Here is a 14474-nt window from a genome sequence, read left to right as displayed (position 1 = left end):
CATGAACCAATCCATCTGTTTGCTTGGACTCAACCACCGCACCGCCCCGGTCGAGGTCCGGGAGCGCTACGCCCTGCCCGACGTCGACCCGCGGGACCAGGGGCTGATCGCCGCCAAGTCCGGCGTGAAAGAGGCCATGATCCTTTCCACCTGTAATCGGGTGGAACTATTAACCGTTGGCCGTGAAGACAAGGACACGGTACGGGAGATCCTGCGCTTTTGGGCCAACTGTTGCGGGGGCGACGTCCATGAATTGCAGGATCACACCTACACCCACCGCAACCTGGACGCGGTGACCCACCTGTTTTCCGTGGCCTCCAGCCTGGATTCCATGGTCCTGGGCGAGCCCCAGATTCTCGGCCAGCTCAAACAGGCCTACCGGAGCAGCGTCAAGCAGGGGGCTTCCGGCGTGGTCCTGAACCGGCTCCTGCACAAATCCTTCTCCGTGGCCAAACGGGTGCGCACGGAGACGAAAGTCGCCTCCAACGCGGTGTCCATCAGTTTCGCCGCCGTGGAATTGGCCAAGCGCATCTTCGGCGACCTCTCCAGCCAGACCGCCATGCTCGTGGGGGCCGGAGAAATGGCCGAGCTGGCTGCCACCCACCTGCTCTCAGCCGGGGTCAAACGGATGCTCATCGCCAACCGCACCCACGCCCGGGGCTGTGAACTGGCCTCCCGCATCAAGGGGGAGGCCGTGCTCTTCGCCGAACTGTTCGAGCGCATGGCCGAAGCGGACATCGTCATCAGTTCCACCGGAGCGACCCAGACGGTAATCCAGCGTCGCGATATCCAATCCATCATGAAACGCCGCCGCAACCGGCCGATGTTTTTCATCGATATCGCCGTGCCCCGGGACATCGACCCGGACGTGAACAACCTGGACAACATCTACCTCTACGACATCGACGACCTGAAGGAAGTGGTGGAGGAAAATCTAGGCCAGCGCAAAACCGAGGCGGCCAAGGCCATGGTCATTGTCCAGGAGGAAACGGAAAAGTTCGCCTGTTGGCTGCGTTCCCTGGACCTCAAGCCGACCATTCTGGACCTTCTGGCCGGCGGAGAACGGATCGCCCGCAAGGAACTCAAAAAAACCCTGCGTCGCCTGGGCTCGAAAGCCGACGACCCGGAAGTGAGCCAGGCCCTGGAGACACTGGTGCTCTCCCTGGCCCACAAGCTGTATCACCAGCCGTTGGACTTCCTGAAGCGCCGCGCCCAGGAAGAGGACGCCGGGACACGGTACATCGACGTCACCCGCCGGATGTTCAACCTGGACAACGAGCCGCCCAGCCCGGACGCCCATCCGGATCGACGCAAACCCCAATCAAGCGAGGAATGAATCGTCCCGAGCCTCGCTGCAAACACTCTTGGAGAGACACCATTGCGCGCCTACCTGATCGACGAACTCATTTCCGCGGACATGCAGCGCCTTATGGCCTGCCTTGAGGCTAAAACAGTTAAGGCTTCCGTGGAGGATATGTACTGGCTGGAAATCCCAGACAACCTCCTCTCCGCGGAACAGCGCGAGCACGCGGCCCAGTGCGGCCCCTTCGTCTGCTCCCTGGAAACCGGCCCAAACTGGCTGAAAGTGGAACTGCTGATCCGAGGTCGAGGCAAACTGCGCTGCTCCTGCATCGCCTACGCCGACAGGGACCAACGGGACTGGATTCTGAACCAAATCGACGCCATGCTGGCTGAACTGGACATCCCGGTATAAAGGCTTTCAAAGGCGCAACCGTCCGGATTTCTTCAGACACAGCATGCACTCTTCCGCTCCGCCCACCACCATCCAGGACCTGCCACCCACCTGGGCGCGGTTTTGTCTGGGCATCGAGCGATTTCTCCTCCACGACCTCGCTCTTCCCCTTCACCATCGCCACCTGTTACTGGCCTGCTCCGCCGGGAGCGATTCCACGGCCCTGCTGTTGATCCTGCATTGTCTGGCCCCTCGCCTGGAGCTCACGATCAACGTCGCCCACCTGGACCATGGGCTGCGTCCGGAATCCGCCCAGGAGGCGGGCCATGTCGCGGAGTTCTGCCGACGTCTCGGCGTCCGGATCACGGTGGGGAGAAGCAATGTCGCCCGGTACGCCCGGATTACCGGAACCGGCCTGGAGGAAGCCGGACGCACCCTGCGCTATCGCTTTCTCTTCGGGGTGCGGCGACAACTCAACGCTGACATGCTGCTCACCGCCCACCATGCCGACGACTTGGCCGAGGACGTACTGATGCGCTTGATCCGCGGGACAGGGTGGCCGGGGTTGGCCGGGATGCCTTGCTGGGATTCGGCACGCCTGCTCCTGCGCCCTCTGCTCCACGTTCCCAAGCAGGATCTCCGGGATTTTTTAAACGACACCGGAGTGTCTTGGTCCGAAGACGTCAGCAACGCGGACCCGAACCACACCCGCAACCGCGTTCGTAAGGATATAGTTCCTCTGATGATCCGGGAGAACCCTCGATTCCTGGAGGCCATCACCCGTCTGCACCGACAAGGAGAATTGGACGGCGATCTCTTTACATCCCTGATCACGCCGCTTGCTCTGCAGGCTAAACAGTGCGGACGGTACTTGGAGTCCTCCCTTTTGCGCACCCTGCACCCAGGGTTGCGCCTGCGCCTCTACAAAGCCATGATCGACGACCTCGGGCCAGGCCAAGCTCTGCACGACTCCCTTTTACGCCTTGACCAAGCCTGGAAAAACCGCCGAATAGAAGCAACCCTCCAATTCCCGGGCGGCAAGTCCGCCATGATCAACCCAGCTGGTATCCGCTTCGCCACGTCACGAACCTTCACGTCACAGGAGACTTCCACCTCATGCGACTGAGCGTCAAACTCTTCCTCGGCATCCTGTTGATCGCCGTCATGGCCTCCGGGGCCACGGGCTCCTACTTCTACTATCAAGCCAGAAGCGCCATGCTGGATTCCATCCGAGATCAGCTCAAGGCCACGGCCAAAATCGCCGCCATGCTCGTGGACGGGGACATTTTGCGAAAACTGACCGAGCCGGAGCAGGCGACCTCACCGGAATACCTGGAAATCCAAGAACTGATGGGCATTATCGCCCAGACCGGTCAAGAATACCTTTTCGCCTACACCATGCGCCTGGAGCATGGCCAGGTGCGATTTATCGTGGACTCACCAGCCCATGACGACGACGGTGACGGAATCATCAGCGAGGACGAACTACCGGAGCCCATCGGGGCCTTGTATCCTGATCCGCCGATAGCGCTTTTGCAGGGATTCGTGCGGCCTTCCAGCGATGAACGTCCGCATTACGACCAATGGGGGGCGACCATGTCCGGTTACGCCCCGATTCACGACTCCGCGGGACGTCCCGTGGCCCTGATCGGCATCGACATGACCGTGGCAACCGTAGAGGGCAAATTGGCGGCCATCCGCCAAGCCGGACTGATCTCACTGTTCATCGCTTTGGTCGTGGCCATGGGCATGAGCTGGTACTTCAGTCGCAGCATTTTTCGTCCGTTGGGCAAGCTGCAACATGCCCTGGGCAAGGTCGGCGAAGGTGACTATTCCCAACGTCTGGATGAGTCGGGACCAAGAGAAATCGTCGCTTCAGCGCGGAGTTACAACGCCATGGTCACGGAATTGCGTGAAAAGGCTCTGATGAAAAACAGCCTGGGAAAAATCCTCGGGACCGAAGCGATGGAACACCTGCTAAAGAACCGCCTTGAACTGGGCGGCGAAATGCACAACGCCACGCTGTTGGTGTGCGACCTGCGCGGTTTTTCCCGGCTGTGTCAGAAGCTGCCGCCCAAATTGCTGGTGGGTCTGCTCAACGACTACCTCACGGCCATGGTCGAGGTGATTCAGCATCACGGCGGCATTGTGGACAAGTTTGTCGGGGACATGGTCCTGGCGGTTTTCGGACATCCCGTTCCTCTGGAACAGGAACACCACGCTGCCTTGAAAGCAGCCAAAGCCATGGTCGCCCGATGCGACGAGTTGAATGAGCAATTGCGGCTGGGTCCGGACCTGCGCCTGCGAAACTCCATCGGCCTGCATTCCGGCCCGGTACTGGCGGGAAACATCGGCAGCCCGGAGCGCATGGAATACACGGTCATGGGCCATGCCGTGAACGTGGTCAGCAGAATCGAACGTCTGACCAGGCCCCTGGACGTCCGGATCGCCGCGAGCGTTGACTTCACGCTCAACCACGACAAAGGCCATGGACTGACTTCAGTCGGGATGCGGCCGTTACCGGGGATGGACGATGAGTTGGAAATTTACGTCCTCCAAGGTGGAGACGAGGAGACAAGGTCCGGGTTAAGACCAACCGTCAAGAGCGATGGATAAATAAAACAGCGCCGGCTCTCATGATGACGTGAGAGCCGGCGCTGTTTTATGATCGCGGATGTGGGCGCGTTTCGGATGTTCAGCCCGCCGGTTGCTCGCTCTCAAGAACACCGGGAGTCATGTTCGCCAACTCGTCCCGGATGCGCACCATCAGCTCGACATCATCCGGTTCCAGTTCCAAGACTCGCTCAAAATGTACTCGGGCCAGCTCCGGTTCCTCCAGGTAATGCTTGTAAAGCATGCCCAGATTGAAGTGTGCCCGGTGATTATCGGGTTTGATTTCCACGATCCGCTCGAACTGCTCGGCGGATTCGACGTACTGCTCCATGTTATAGTGGGCCACGCCCAAGCCGTTCAAGGCCCTGTCCAGGGACGGATCCAGAGCGATGGAGCGCTTCCAGAAAGCCGCCGCCCGCTCCCAGGAACCCATGCGCATGAACTGGTCCCCAAGGGCCATCAGCGTAGGCAAATGGTTCGGTTCACTGTCCAGCCGGGCCATCAATTCGGAGATCTCGTTCATGGCCATGGACGTTTCCGATGGCCTAGCCTGCATAGTCAAACTCGGGTTCTGCAGACGGTAGATGATCGATCCGACAAATAGCAAAACCAGACCGAGGGCGATGACCGCCACGACCAGACGGCGTCCTTGATCATGCGGACCGAGTGTCGTGCTGCTCATTATCCAGAGCCTCCAAGTGTTGTAATCGTTGCTCCATCATGGCCTGTCGGCGAGCTAGAAAAAAAATGTAGCCCCCCAGGCCGATCCAGACCGCCGCGTTGGCGGCCAACAAATATTGTGCCGTATCCATGAGATTGCCCTTCATCCCGGAAAGAGAGGTGGGTAAAGTAATATTGTATGCATTTCCAGCGGATTCGTAAAGAAACCACTTCTCGCGAAAAAGCCGCAAATAGCCAAAAAGAGGAAGGGCATGGCCGAATCGGCCATGCCCTTCCTCTTTTTTTCAGTTGCCGAGATGTTCCCGGAAGAACGCCTCGAGCCATTCAAGGTGACGTCTATTCCACGGCTTCTTCCTTCTTGACGGCGGCCTTCTTCTTCGGCTTGGGCGGGGTGCCTTGCTCCTCGATGATCACTTTGCTCGTGGCCACGGGACGCCAAGTTCGCTTATGATGCAAGCATTTGGTGGGGCAATGGTCTCCGCATGTTCCGCAGTAGACGCACGCAAAGGCATCGCAACGCCAAATCCCTTTTTCCTTGTCCACGGTGATGCATTGAGACGGGCACTTTCGGGCACAGGTGTTGCAAAATATGCACTTATCGATATCAATGTACAACTCGCCCCGGTTGTTTTCAAAGGGCTCCCGGATCTCAAAAGGATAAAGCCGGGTGGATTTCTTGGTGAACAGGTTTTTCAGGACATTGCCTGTCATTGGTGTGATTTTGAACATGACTCGTCTCCTAGCGTTCCGTGCAGCTGATGCAGGGGTCAATGGAGAGAACGACCACCGGCACGTCCGCCAGCTCTATCCCCGGCAACATGGCCGCCAAGGGCGGAATATTGGCGAATGTGGGGGTGCGGATGCGCAGCCGCTCCAGGTATTTCGTCCCATTGGCCTTGATGTAGTAGTATAGCTCGCCCCGAGGCTGTTCGACCCGGGCCACGCCTTCGCCTTCAGGATTGCCCTTCACCTTGACGTTGATAGGGCCCTCGGGGAGCTTGTGCAGGGCCTGCCGGACGAGGTCTATGGATTGGAGGGTTTCACGATACCGTACCTTGCCGCGGGCATAACTGTCGCCTTCGTACTCGACGACGGGTTCGAACTCCAGGTCGCTGAACGCGGCGTACTTCAACTGGCGCATATCCTGGGCCACGCCGCTGCCGCGCAGGGTCGGCCCTGCCGCGCCCAACTCATAGGCCTGTTCCTTGGTCAAGACGCCCTTGCCAACGGTCCTGGCTTTGACAGTGTAGTCGTCAAGAATGGTGGATTCAAGGGCCTTGAGCTCGCTCTCCACAAGGACCAACTCGGAGAGAATCCAGCGAATCTGTTCGGGAGAAAGGTCGTTCCTTACCCCGCCCATCACGTTCACGGCCACAATGACCCGGTTGCCGGTGGTGGCCTCATTAATGTCCATGACTCGCTCACGAATCTTCCAGAGCTGATAGAACAGCGCCTCGAAGCCGAAAGCGTCCGCGAACAAGCCCAGCCACAGCAGGTGGGAATGGACGCGGTGCAGTTCCGACCAAATCACGCGCAGACTTTTGGCCCGGGGCGGAACCTCGATCTTCATCATCTCTTCCAGGGCCTGGCAGTAGCACATGGCATGAATTTTTGAACAAATTCCACACACACGCTCCACGACCTGGATCATGTGGTGATAGTCCCGGATATCACAAAGCTTTTCCAGCCCGCGATGCACGTAGCCCAAGGCCGGTACGGCCTGGGTCACGATCTCGTCCTCCACTGTCAGGGACAGATGGATGGGTTCCGGGAGGACGGGGTGTTGCGGACCAAAAGGGATAATGGTCTTGGCCATAAAGTCTCCTAAGGTAATTACCAGCGATAAGGATGATTACTGGGCTTCCGATTCTTTACGAATCACGCTGTATTTGCAGAAAGGCGTCCTGCCGACCTCTTTCTCCAGGTACAGATAGTTTTCAAAATTCAACACCAGCCCTTCAAAGCAGATCCCGAACTGGTCTTGGATTTCGTTTTCCACGAGAAAGGCCGTGAACAGAATGTCGGAGATGGACAGCGCGGACTGAGCCTTGGGCTGTTTGAGACGATAATGCACCATCTCCAGGTCGCGGTCGAAAGCGTAAATCAAGTCGACATGATCCTCGTCCAGATCGACGCAGGTCATGGTCACGAAACGATATCCGTCAGCCTTCAGCTTGAGCACCTCGCCCTTGAGAGCGTCGCTGGCAATATCGGTTGCCGGGAGGATGCCAACGATTTTATCTTTGTCTTTGGTTTGAGCTTCAGCCATATTCCAACTCCTTAAGACTTGGCGGCGAACAATTCCAGCGCCTTGACCACGCCGTCGATGATCGCTTCAGGTTTGGCCGGGCAGCCTGGAACGTAGACATCCACCGGAATGACTTTGTCCACGCCGCCGACGACGTTCGGCGCTTCACGCATCACCCCGCCGGTCAGTCCGCAGGCCCCGATGGCGATGACGGCCCGGGGCTTGGGCATCTGATCGTAGAGGTTCTTGAGCACCTTCTTGTTGCGGTGATTCACCGTGCCGGTAACCAGCAACACGTCCGCGTGTTTGGGGTTGCCGATATTGATGATTCCGAAACGCTCCACGTCATAGACGGGAGTGAGCACTGCCAGCGTCTCAATGTCGCACCCATTGCAGCTTCCGCAGTCGAAGTGCATGACCCAGGGCGACTTGATCCGAGACGTTTGGATAAAATTGGATATGAAGTTCATAGTGTCTACCCGTAATACAGCCAAAGCAGGTTAATCAGGGAAAGCGTAATGCCTGTTATCCAGGCGGTACTGAGCATCCAGCGCCACGTCATCCGCGACGTTGTGTTGTCGACCAGGATTTCCACGAAATAGGTAATGCCCAAGAGCAAAACCATGCCGACAATGCTGGTGGACCAGAACAAGGAAAGCAGCCCGAGGATCAGGACGATCTCGAACCAGTGGGCAATCTCCACGATGGCCAAGTACGGACCTGAGTATTCGGTGTACACGCCTCGGACGATTTCCTGGTGCGCATGGTGCGACGCGGAAATGTCGAAAGGGGATTTGCGCAGCTTGATGGTCAGCGCAATGCCCAGGACCAGGAACAGTAAGGGGAGCTGGAACAGCAGCGGCTGTTCCATGGCGTACACGGCCTCAATCTTGAAGCTTCCGGTGGACAGGAAAATGCCGACAATGACCAGGATCAGCAACGGCTCATACGCGATGATCTGGAGCAGTTCCCGATGCGCGCCGATCTGGCTGTACGGCGATGGAACGGTCATCGCGCCGATCACCAGAAAGACCGACCCCACGGCCTGGACAAAGAAGATCAGCAACAGGTCCGCCTGGAGGAAGAACAGAACCACGGACGTGACGGCTCCGGCCAGATACAGCATGGAGCAGAAGGCCAACCAATGGTTGGCGAGCATGGGCTCCTTGCCCATCAGCTTCGCGATGTCGTAAAACGGCTGCAAAATGGGAGGTCCAATCCGAGACTGCAACCGGGCCGTGACCCTCCTGTCCACGCCGGTGAGCACACCGACGGCCAGGGGCGCCAAGAAAAGTCCCGCGATCAATGCCAGAAAAACTTGAGCGCTTGTCATGTTAAAGACCCCCTCCGAGCATCAGGAGAATCAGCACCATGGCCGTGGTGTTCACCCAGCGGTTGATGGTGCTTTCGCCGAAAATCTTCTCCAGGTAGTAGTTGGATGTTGCCGGCAAGATGGATTGGCGCAAGGGACCGATATACTCGTTCTCGTTATCCGGGGATTGGGCGCCGGACAGATACGGCCCGGTGGGCTTAACTTTGCCGGCGACCTTGTAAAAGTAGATGGCCGCGATCAGTCCCAGGGCCGCTACGAGAAACAACGGAATAACCGGAAAGGAGCCGCGTTCCATGACCAAAATGCCCCAGGAGGTACCGGGTACCGCTTCCGGCATGGCCAGTGGAAGTATGGAAATAGCCGGGTAAATCAAAGAGTTGTAGATTGCCGGAGCGTAGAAGGAAAGCAGCAACGCACCTGCGATGAGTCCGAACAGTGGCAGCCGCGTCATCGCGGGCTGCGACTCGGCGTAGATCCGTCCCTTGAAGGGATAGGTCATGAACAAGCCGGCCCAGCGCGCCCAGTAGAGCACGGTCACGGCGCTGCCCAAGGCCAGGATGATTACCAGCAGAATGTTGTGGGCCGAGGCTTCGATGGCCATCCACTTGCCCAAGAGCATGCCGAAGGGCGGCAGGATCATGGTCAGGGCGCCAAGCACCGCAATGAGCGCTGTCACCGGCATGACGGCGTACAGCCCGCGCATATCCTCGATATCGCGGCTGGCAATGCGCTGTTCAATGGTTCCCACGCATAGAAAGAGCAGGGCCTTGGTCACGGCGTGAAACATGATCAAGAACATCCCCGCCGCGATGGCGGCGGGGGTGCCCACGCCGGCGCAGGCGATGATCAATCCCAGGTTGCTCACCGTGGAGTAAGCCAGGATTTTCTTGCCGTTGGACTGGCTGATGGCCAGGGCCGCGGCAGCCAGGAAAGTGAAGGCGCCAACAAGGGCAACGGTCGTGGAGAAGAATGTCCCGGAATAGGCCGGTGAAAAGCGTAGGAACAGGTACACGCCAGCCTTGACCATGGTCGCGGAGTGCAACAAGGCCGAGGTCGGGGTGGGAGCAACCATGGCGCCGAGCAGCCAGCTCTGGAACGGAAGCTGAGCAGCCTTGGTCAATCCGGCGAAGCACAGCAGACCGATGGGCAGCAGCAGGAAAGCGGCCTCAGGGGTCATGGCCAGAATCTGCTGAATGTTGACCGTACCCAGATCCAGGGAGATCCAGAGCAGGCCGATCAGCAGGGCCAAGCCGCCAAGGCTGTTGATCCACAACGCCCGAAGGGAGTTGGCCTTGGCTTCATCGGTGAGGTCGTGCCGAATCAGCAGGAACGAGCAAAGCGTCGTGACCTCGAAGAAAAAGTAGAAATTTCCAAGATCGTTGGTCAGAACCAACCCATTCATCGCCCCGAGAAACAAAACCATGACGGCGAAAAACTGCGGCTGCCGGGAGGTGGTCAGATGCAGATGTGCCTCATGATTCTTCATGTAGGGCAGAGCGTGAATGACGATAACCGAACCAACGACGCTGACCACGAAAACCATCAGCTTGGCCAGGGGATCAACGAGGAACATGGCTTGCCCGGTGGCCTCGGCCGGGGAAACCAGTTTGAAGATGGCCAAAAGCACGATCTGTGCTCCGGCAAGGTAGATAATCAGCCGGTGCTTCGCGCTGAGACCTACCGCTAAGATGATGAACAACACCACGAAATCCAGGAGCACGATCAACGGCTGCGGGTTGACGCCCAGCAGTGTCGTCGAAAAGGCGACTGTTTCGTGGGAAAACAAGGCCAGCGAGGAACCCGTCAAGAGAACCGCGGTAGCCAAAACCATAACCATGCGCAGAGAATCGTTCCGCAGCGCGTAGAGCCCCAGAGCGGCAATGAATGGAACCACTACCAGGATAAACAGGAGGGTATCAGGCATACCTTCTCCAATAGGATAAAAGGGTTGAACAAATTCCCGGGCTCCGAGTGCTTCGACGGCCCACGGGTTACCTCAGTGTTACCTCATCAAATATCTTAGGGAACCCTATGCCGGATGGCCATGTTTCCGTCAACCCCAAACCGAATACTATGCGGCTACGTATATTATTTTTAGGATTGTACAACCTTCTGCTTACTTGTTGCCTCAATTGTCTAATTGATCGACTTTCCTGAACTTGCCTTTTGCGGTCCGACGACGCACAACCAGCGCAACTGACTCCCGAGGAGGAATTCTTCGTTGTTTTCGCTTGCCGACCGTTTCGACTACTCACCCGAACATCTGCGTCACGGTTTAAAAACCGGACTCGCGGCAGTCCTGGCGTATGCCGTGGTCCATGCTTTCCAGTTGGAGTATGGCTTCTGGGGCGTGCTCTCCGCGGTGATCGTCATGCAAATCACCGTGGCCGATTCGCTGTGGATGTGCTGGAATCGCCTGACCGGGACCGTGATGGGCGCGGCCATCGGCATCCTCACTCTGCTGACCCTGCCCGGCCCCGGTTGGCCCATGGCCTTGGGCCTGTTTCTTTCAGTTGGCTTTTGCGCCTACATGACCCGGTACAACCCCCGCTTCTTGATGGCCGCGATCACCGTGGTGATCATCGTGGTCGCCGGAAGCGAGGAAGAGCGGCGTATTCTGTTCGCTCTGCACCGAATCCTGGAAATCGGCATCGGGGTCGGCAGCGCGTTTCTAGTCACGGTCCTGATCTTGCCCCGTCGTGCCGGAAGCACGTTGCGCGAACAGATGCGCACCCAGTTCGCCGAGTCCGCCCGGTGCTACGGGATACTGGTGGAGGCGTTTCTCTCCAAGCAGACCACTGTGGCCCCGGACCTCCTGGCGAACATCAGTGCCGCGTCCCGGCAAGCCAGGGATCTTCTGACCAAGGCCTTGCGCCATGAACGGTTGATTTCCTCCGAGGACCTGGAGACGCTCAGCCGCCGCGTGACGGCCTTGGACAACTGCGTGGAGCAGATGCGGACCATGCTTCGTGTGCTCAATGATTTTGACGAGGGGGAAGGCTACGACATCATCATGGCCGCCCAGGTTCGAAACCTGGCGCAAGCCACCAGTAACGTCATGGTTGCCATCGGTGAGGGCCGGGAAGCCGTGTTGGACGATCTAAAGAAGGGGGTGGAGAGCTTTGAAGCCCGCCTGGAGGAACTGCGGGCCGCCGGAGTGACCAAACGATTTAACCTGCGAAAACTCTTACAAGTCTTTTCCTTTCTGCACGCCATGGAGTCCATGGCCAAGGGGCTCTTGAAAACCAGCGACGTCCAGAGCTGAGCTACCGATCTCAATTGCCGTCGGCGCGCCGTCTCAGGCCCTCTGCCCGGCCACAAACCCTGACGACCAGGCCCACTGCAGGTTGTACCCGCCCAGGCGTCCGGTCACATCCAGAACTTCGCCGATGAAAAAAAGCCCTGGCACGGCCTTGGCTTCCATGGTCTTGGAGGAAACCTCGTCGGTGTCCACGCCGCCCAGAGTGGCTTCGGCCTTGTCCAAGCCTTCGGTTCCGGAGGAGTGAAACGGGAAGGCGTGAATCGTCCGTTCCAGATCGAGACGCTGTTTTTTTGGTAGACTCCCCGCTTGGCCGGACCAGCCGTGACGGCGGCACAAAAGTTCCGCCAATCTGGCCGGCAAGGCAGCAGCCAGGGCGTTGCGGACCTCACGCCGGGGCGCTTGGGCGAGCATTTCGCCGATATTCCGACCAGGAAGCAGGTCGATTGCCAGATGCCGCCCCGGCCGCCAATATAGAGAAGCGTCCAGGGTCGCGGGACCGGAGATGCCCCGGTGCGTGAACAAGAGGGCGTCTTCAATGCTATCGGGAATTCGAGCCCCCTCCACGACAACCCGAGCCGGCAGGGAAATTCCACTCAATTCCCGACAAAAGCCGACCAGGTCCCCCGAGGCCCGCAAGGGAACTAGGCCTGGACGCGCCGGAAAGACCCGCAAGCCGAACTGCTCGGCTAAACGCAGACCGAAGTCCGTGGCTCCGATCCGCGGCCAAGCCGGCCCGCCAGTGGCCACCACCAGGGAACGTGAAGCAAAAGATCGTGTCCGGCAATGGACCTGAAACTCGTTGTCCGTCGCCAGGACCTCGCGGATAGGTTCGCCCAGTGCCCAGGAGACCCCGGCCTCCTCGGCCTCGCGAAGCAAGGCAGCGACAACGGCCGCTGCGCCGGGTACGCAGAACAGCCGTCCATGGTCGGCTTCCACCGTCTCCACCCCGTACGCGGCCAGAAAGGCCAAGAAACGCTTCGAGGGGTACTGCGCCAACGCGGACTTCACGAAGTGCGGGTTGGCGCAAACGTAGTTCTCGGCCTGCACCCGGCGATTAGTCACGTTGCAACGCCCCCCGCCGGAAATGCGCACCTTGAGCCCCGGCCGGTCCGCATGGTCCACCACCACGACCCTTCGGCCCCGCTTCGCGCACTGGGCAGCGCAGACCAACCCGGAGGCCCCTGCCCCCAGAACGACGACATCGCAATGGGTCATGACGGTGCGACGGCAAACGATGAGCGGATTACCTTTCCCCCAGAATGGTCATGCTGGTCACTCGTTCCACGAGCAACCCTTGAGGCCTGATCAACGTCGGGAGTTCTATCCCCGGGGTCAAGGTGGTGATCACGGTCCGCCCCAGAACCCATCGCCCCAGCGTGCTGGTCCGCGGCTCCAAGGCTCCTGATTCTTTAATTCGCAGTCCCCATATGGAGTGCATGACAACCGGACGCCCCGAGGCCGTATCCGGGCCGAGGTAGAGCATCACGTGACCGGGCAGGTTCACGATGGTCAGTAACGGGACGCCGTATTCGAGAATGTGCTGCTCCTTTTGTGCCGCGCCAAGGTCCGTCAGATCCACGACACGCCCAGCCTGGGCCTGGGCTCGGGAATTTCTGGGCATGGCGATCCCGAACAGGGCCTGAACGTCCTGGATCAAGGCTGAGCAATCCCGGTTTTCATACATTCCGCCCCATCCGTAGGGCTGGCCCAAAAGCCCGTCCAGTACGCGGACATACCGATCCACGGTCGGGGGCAAGGGCCAGGGATCAACTCCCTGCTCCGAAAGGAACGCGGTGTGCAACTCGGCCCAGCCGTCCGCCCGGCGTTGTGGTGTGAGCACCGCGATCATGCCCGCTGGAGCGGGGTCGTCGGAGCGCGGCAAGAGCATGCCCACGCGTCCGTGCAGGGCGTACATGCCGTGAGAGGTCCGCGCCACCTCGTGGTCACGGGTCACCGCGACCAGGTCCGCGCCGCGAAACGCCTCCATGAAGGACGCGTCCACCCAGGCGACTTCCCACGGACGCGCCCAGCCGGAAACATGCGGCGCCGTCACCAGATACCAATCCCCGTCCGGAGAGGCGTGCACCACCCGCACCGGGGTTCCCGCCGGGATCAGGGAATTCTGAAGCATGTCAAAGGGAAAACCTTGCCCCGCTGAAGCGGGATCATTGAATACCGGAGCAAAGGACGGCAGAACGCGCAGCGAGGTCGGCCCGACGGTCACCGCCGGATGCACCAGGGACGGGAAGAGTTCCGCAGCGCTGCGCCTGGTCATCTCATCCAGCCAGCCCTCGGGAACAGGCAACAAATTTTCCCCGTACACCACCCTGTCCTGGTAGTGCCGCACCCCCCAGAACAGATCCAGGCCGTCCGCCGATTCCTCGTTCCAGTCATCCCAGGGCGCGAAGAATCGGGCCAGAAAATCGGTTGCCAGGTGTTGCTGATCTCGCGCCGAGAGCAGCGGTTCCGACTCTCCGAGGCTCGGTACGTACCGACCGGTCTTCTGAGGCAGCAAGTGCAGATCCGACACCTCGCCCGGTGGAGGGAACTTGGGTGCGCAGGCGGAAAGCAAAAGCCCCAGAAAGAGGTACGCCGCGATTCGCAGTGGATGTGTCGCCATGACCTGAACTCCGAAAAAGGGTCG

The 14474-nt window shown here is 59.3% G+C and carries 15 protein-coding genes; 5 read left to right on the top strand and 10 right to left on the bottom strand.

The window, feature by feature from the left end:
- Position 1 precedes the first annotated feature (1 nt).
- The 4 genes from hemA to C6366_RS12360 are packed head-to-tail and all read left to right on the top strand — an operon-like array spanning position 2 to position 4309.
- Positions 2–1336 carry a glutamyl-tRNA reductase gene (gene hemA / locus C6366_RS12375; RefSeq protein ID WP_107738312.1) on the top strand — a complete coding sequence of 445 codons (1335 nt, stop codon included), beginning with the start codon at positions 2–4 and terminating at the stop codon, positions 1334–1336.
- A gap of 42 nt (positions 1337–1378) precedes the next feature.
- Positions 1379–1714 carry a hypothetical protein gene (locus C6366_RS12370; RefSeq protein WP_107738310.1) on the top strand — a complete coding sequence of 112 codons (336 nt, stop codon included), beginning with the start codon at positions 1379–1381 and terminating at the stop codon, positions 1712–1714.
- Between the two features lie 43 nt (positions 1715–1757).
- Positions 1758–2819 carry a tRNA lysidine(34) synthetase TilS gene (tilS, locus tag C6366_RS12365; RefSeq protein ID WP_107738308.1) on the top strand — a complete coding sequence of 354 codons (1062 nt, stop codon included), beginning with the start codon at positions 1758–1760 and terminating at the stop codon, positions 2817–2819.
- A complete protein-coding gene (locus tag C6366_RS12360; protein WP_107738306.1) occupies positions 2810–4309 on the top strand; it encodes an adenylate/guanylate cyclase domain-containing protein in 1500 nt (499 codons plus the stop codon). Before tilS ends, C6366_RS12360 begins: the two co-directional genes overlap by 10 nt.
- Positions 4310–4388: 79 nt before the next feature.
- Here C6366_RS12360 and C6366_RS12355 read toward each other — a convergent pair whose 3' ends face one another.
- The 8 genes from C6366_RS12355 to C6366_RS12320 form a co-directional block, all read right to left on the bottom strand.
- Complete coding sequence (locus tag C6366_RS12355; RefSeq protein WP_107738304.1) at positions 4389–4988, bottom strand: tetratricopeptide repeat protein; 600 nt, start codon at positions 4986–4988, stop codon at positions 4389–4391.
- Positions 4960–5118, bottom strand: a complete 159-nt coding sequence (locus C6366_RS12350) for a CcmD family protein (protein ID WP_084032199.1) — start codon at positions 5116–5118, stop codon at positions 4960–4962. Before C6366_RS12350 ends, C6366_RS12355 begins: the two co-directional genes overlap by 29 nt.
- Positions 5119–5323: 205 nt before the next feature.
- Positions 5324–5716, bottom strand: coding sequence for a 4Fe-4S binding protein (locus C6366_RS12345; RefSeq protein ID WP_107738302.1), 393 nt, complete (start codon positions 5714–5716; stop codon positions 5324–5326).
- A gap of 10 nt (positions 5717–5726) precedes the next feature.
- Positions 5727–6803 carry a nickel-dependent hydrogenase large subunit gene (locus tag C6366_RS12340; RefSeq protein ID WP_107738300.1) on the bottom strand — a complete coding sequence of 359 codons (1077 nt, stop codon included), beginning with the start codon at positions 6801–6803 and terminating at the stop codon, positions 5727–5729.
- Between the two features lie 36 nt (positions 6804–6839).
- The gene (locus C6366_RS12335; RefSeq protein WP_107738298.1) at positions 6840–7256 is read right to left on the bottom strand and encodes an NADH-quinone oxidoreductase subunit C; all 417 of its coding nucleotides are present in this window, start codon (positions 7254–7256) and stop codon (positions 6840–6842) included.
- Between the two features lie 11 nt (positions 7257–7267).
- Complete coding sequence (locus C6366_RS12330) at positions 7268–7705, bottom strand: NADH-quinone oxidoreductase subunit B family protein (protein WP_107738296.1); 438 nt, start codon at positions 7703–7705, stop codon at positions 7268–7270.
- 5 nt (positions 7706–7710) lie between these two features.
- Positions 7711–8568, bottom strand: a complete 858-nt coding sequence (locus tag C6366_RS12325) for a respiratory chain complex I subunit 1 family protein (RefSeq protein WP_107738294.1) — start codon at positions 8566–8568, stop codon at positions 7711–7713.
- Between the two features lies 1 nt (position 8569).
- Positions 8570–10492, bottom strand: a complete 1923-nt coding sequence (locus C6366_RS12320) for an NADH-quinone oxidoreductase subunit L (protein WP_107738292.1) — start codon at positions 10490–10492, stop codon at positions 8570–8572.
- 297 nt (positions 10493–10789) lie between these two features.
- Between C6366_RS12320 and C6366_RS12315 the strand changes: the two genes are divergently transcribed.
- A complete protein-coding gene (locus C6366_RS12315; protein WP_107738290.1) occupies positions 10790–11833 on the top strand; it encodes an FUSC family protein in 1044 nt (347 codons plus the stop codon).
- Between the two features lie 33 nt (positions 11834–11866).
- On the opposite strand, the gene C6366_RS12310 is transcribed toward C6366_RS12315, so the two are convergent.
- Both C6366_RS12310 and C6366_RS12305 read right to left on the bottom strand, forming a co-directional pair.
- Positions 11867–13045, bottom strand: a complete 1179-nt coding sequence (locus C6366_RS12310) for an aminoacetone oxidase family FAD-binding enzyme (protein WP_107738288.1) — start codon at positions 13043–13045, stop codon at positions 11867–11869.
- A gap of 28 nt (positions 13046–13073) precedes the next feature.
- Positions 13074–14450: an NlpC/P60 family N-terminal domain-containing protein gene (locus C6366_RS12305; RefSeq protein WP_107738285.1), complete on the bottom strand. Its 1377-nt coding sequence runs from the start codon at positions 14448–14450 to the stop codon at positions 13074–13076.
- Positions 14451–14474 lie beyond the last annotated feature (24 nt).

Origin of the sequence: Desulfonatronum sp. SC1, from assembly GCF_003046795.1 — a bacterium.
Classification (GTDB): domain Bacteria; phylum Desulfobacterota; class Desulfovibrionia; order Desulfovibrionales; family Desulfonatronaceae; genus Desulfonatronum.
The sequence above is the reverse complement of the archived record's forward strand: the minus strand, read 5'-3'. Positions and strand labels throughout refer to the sequence as shown.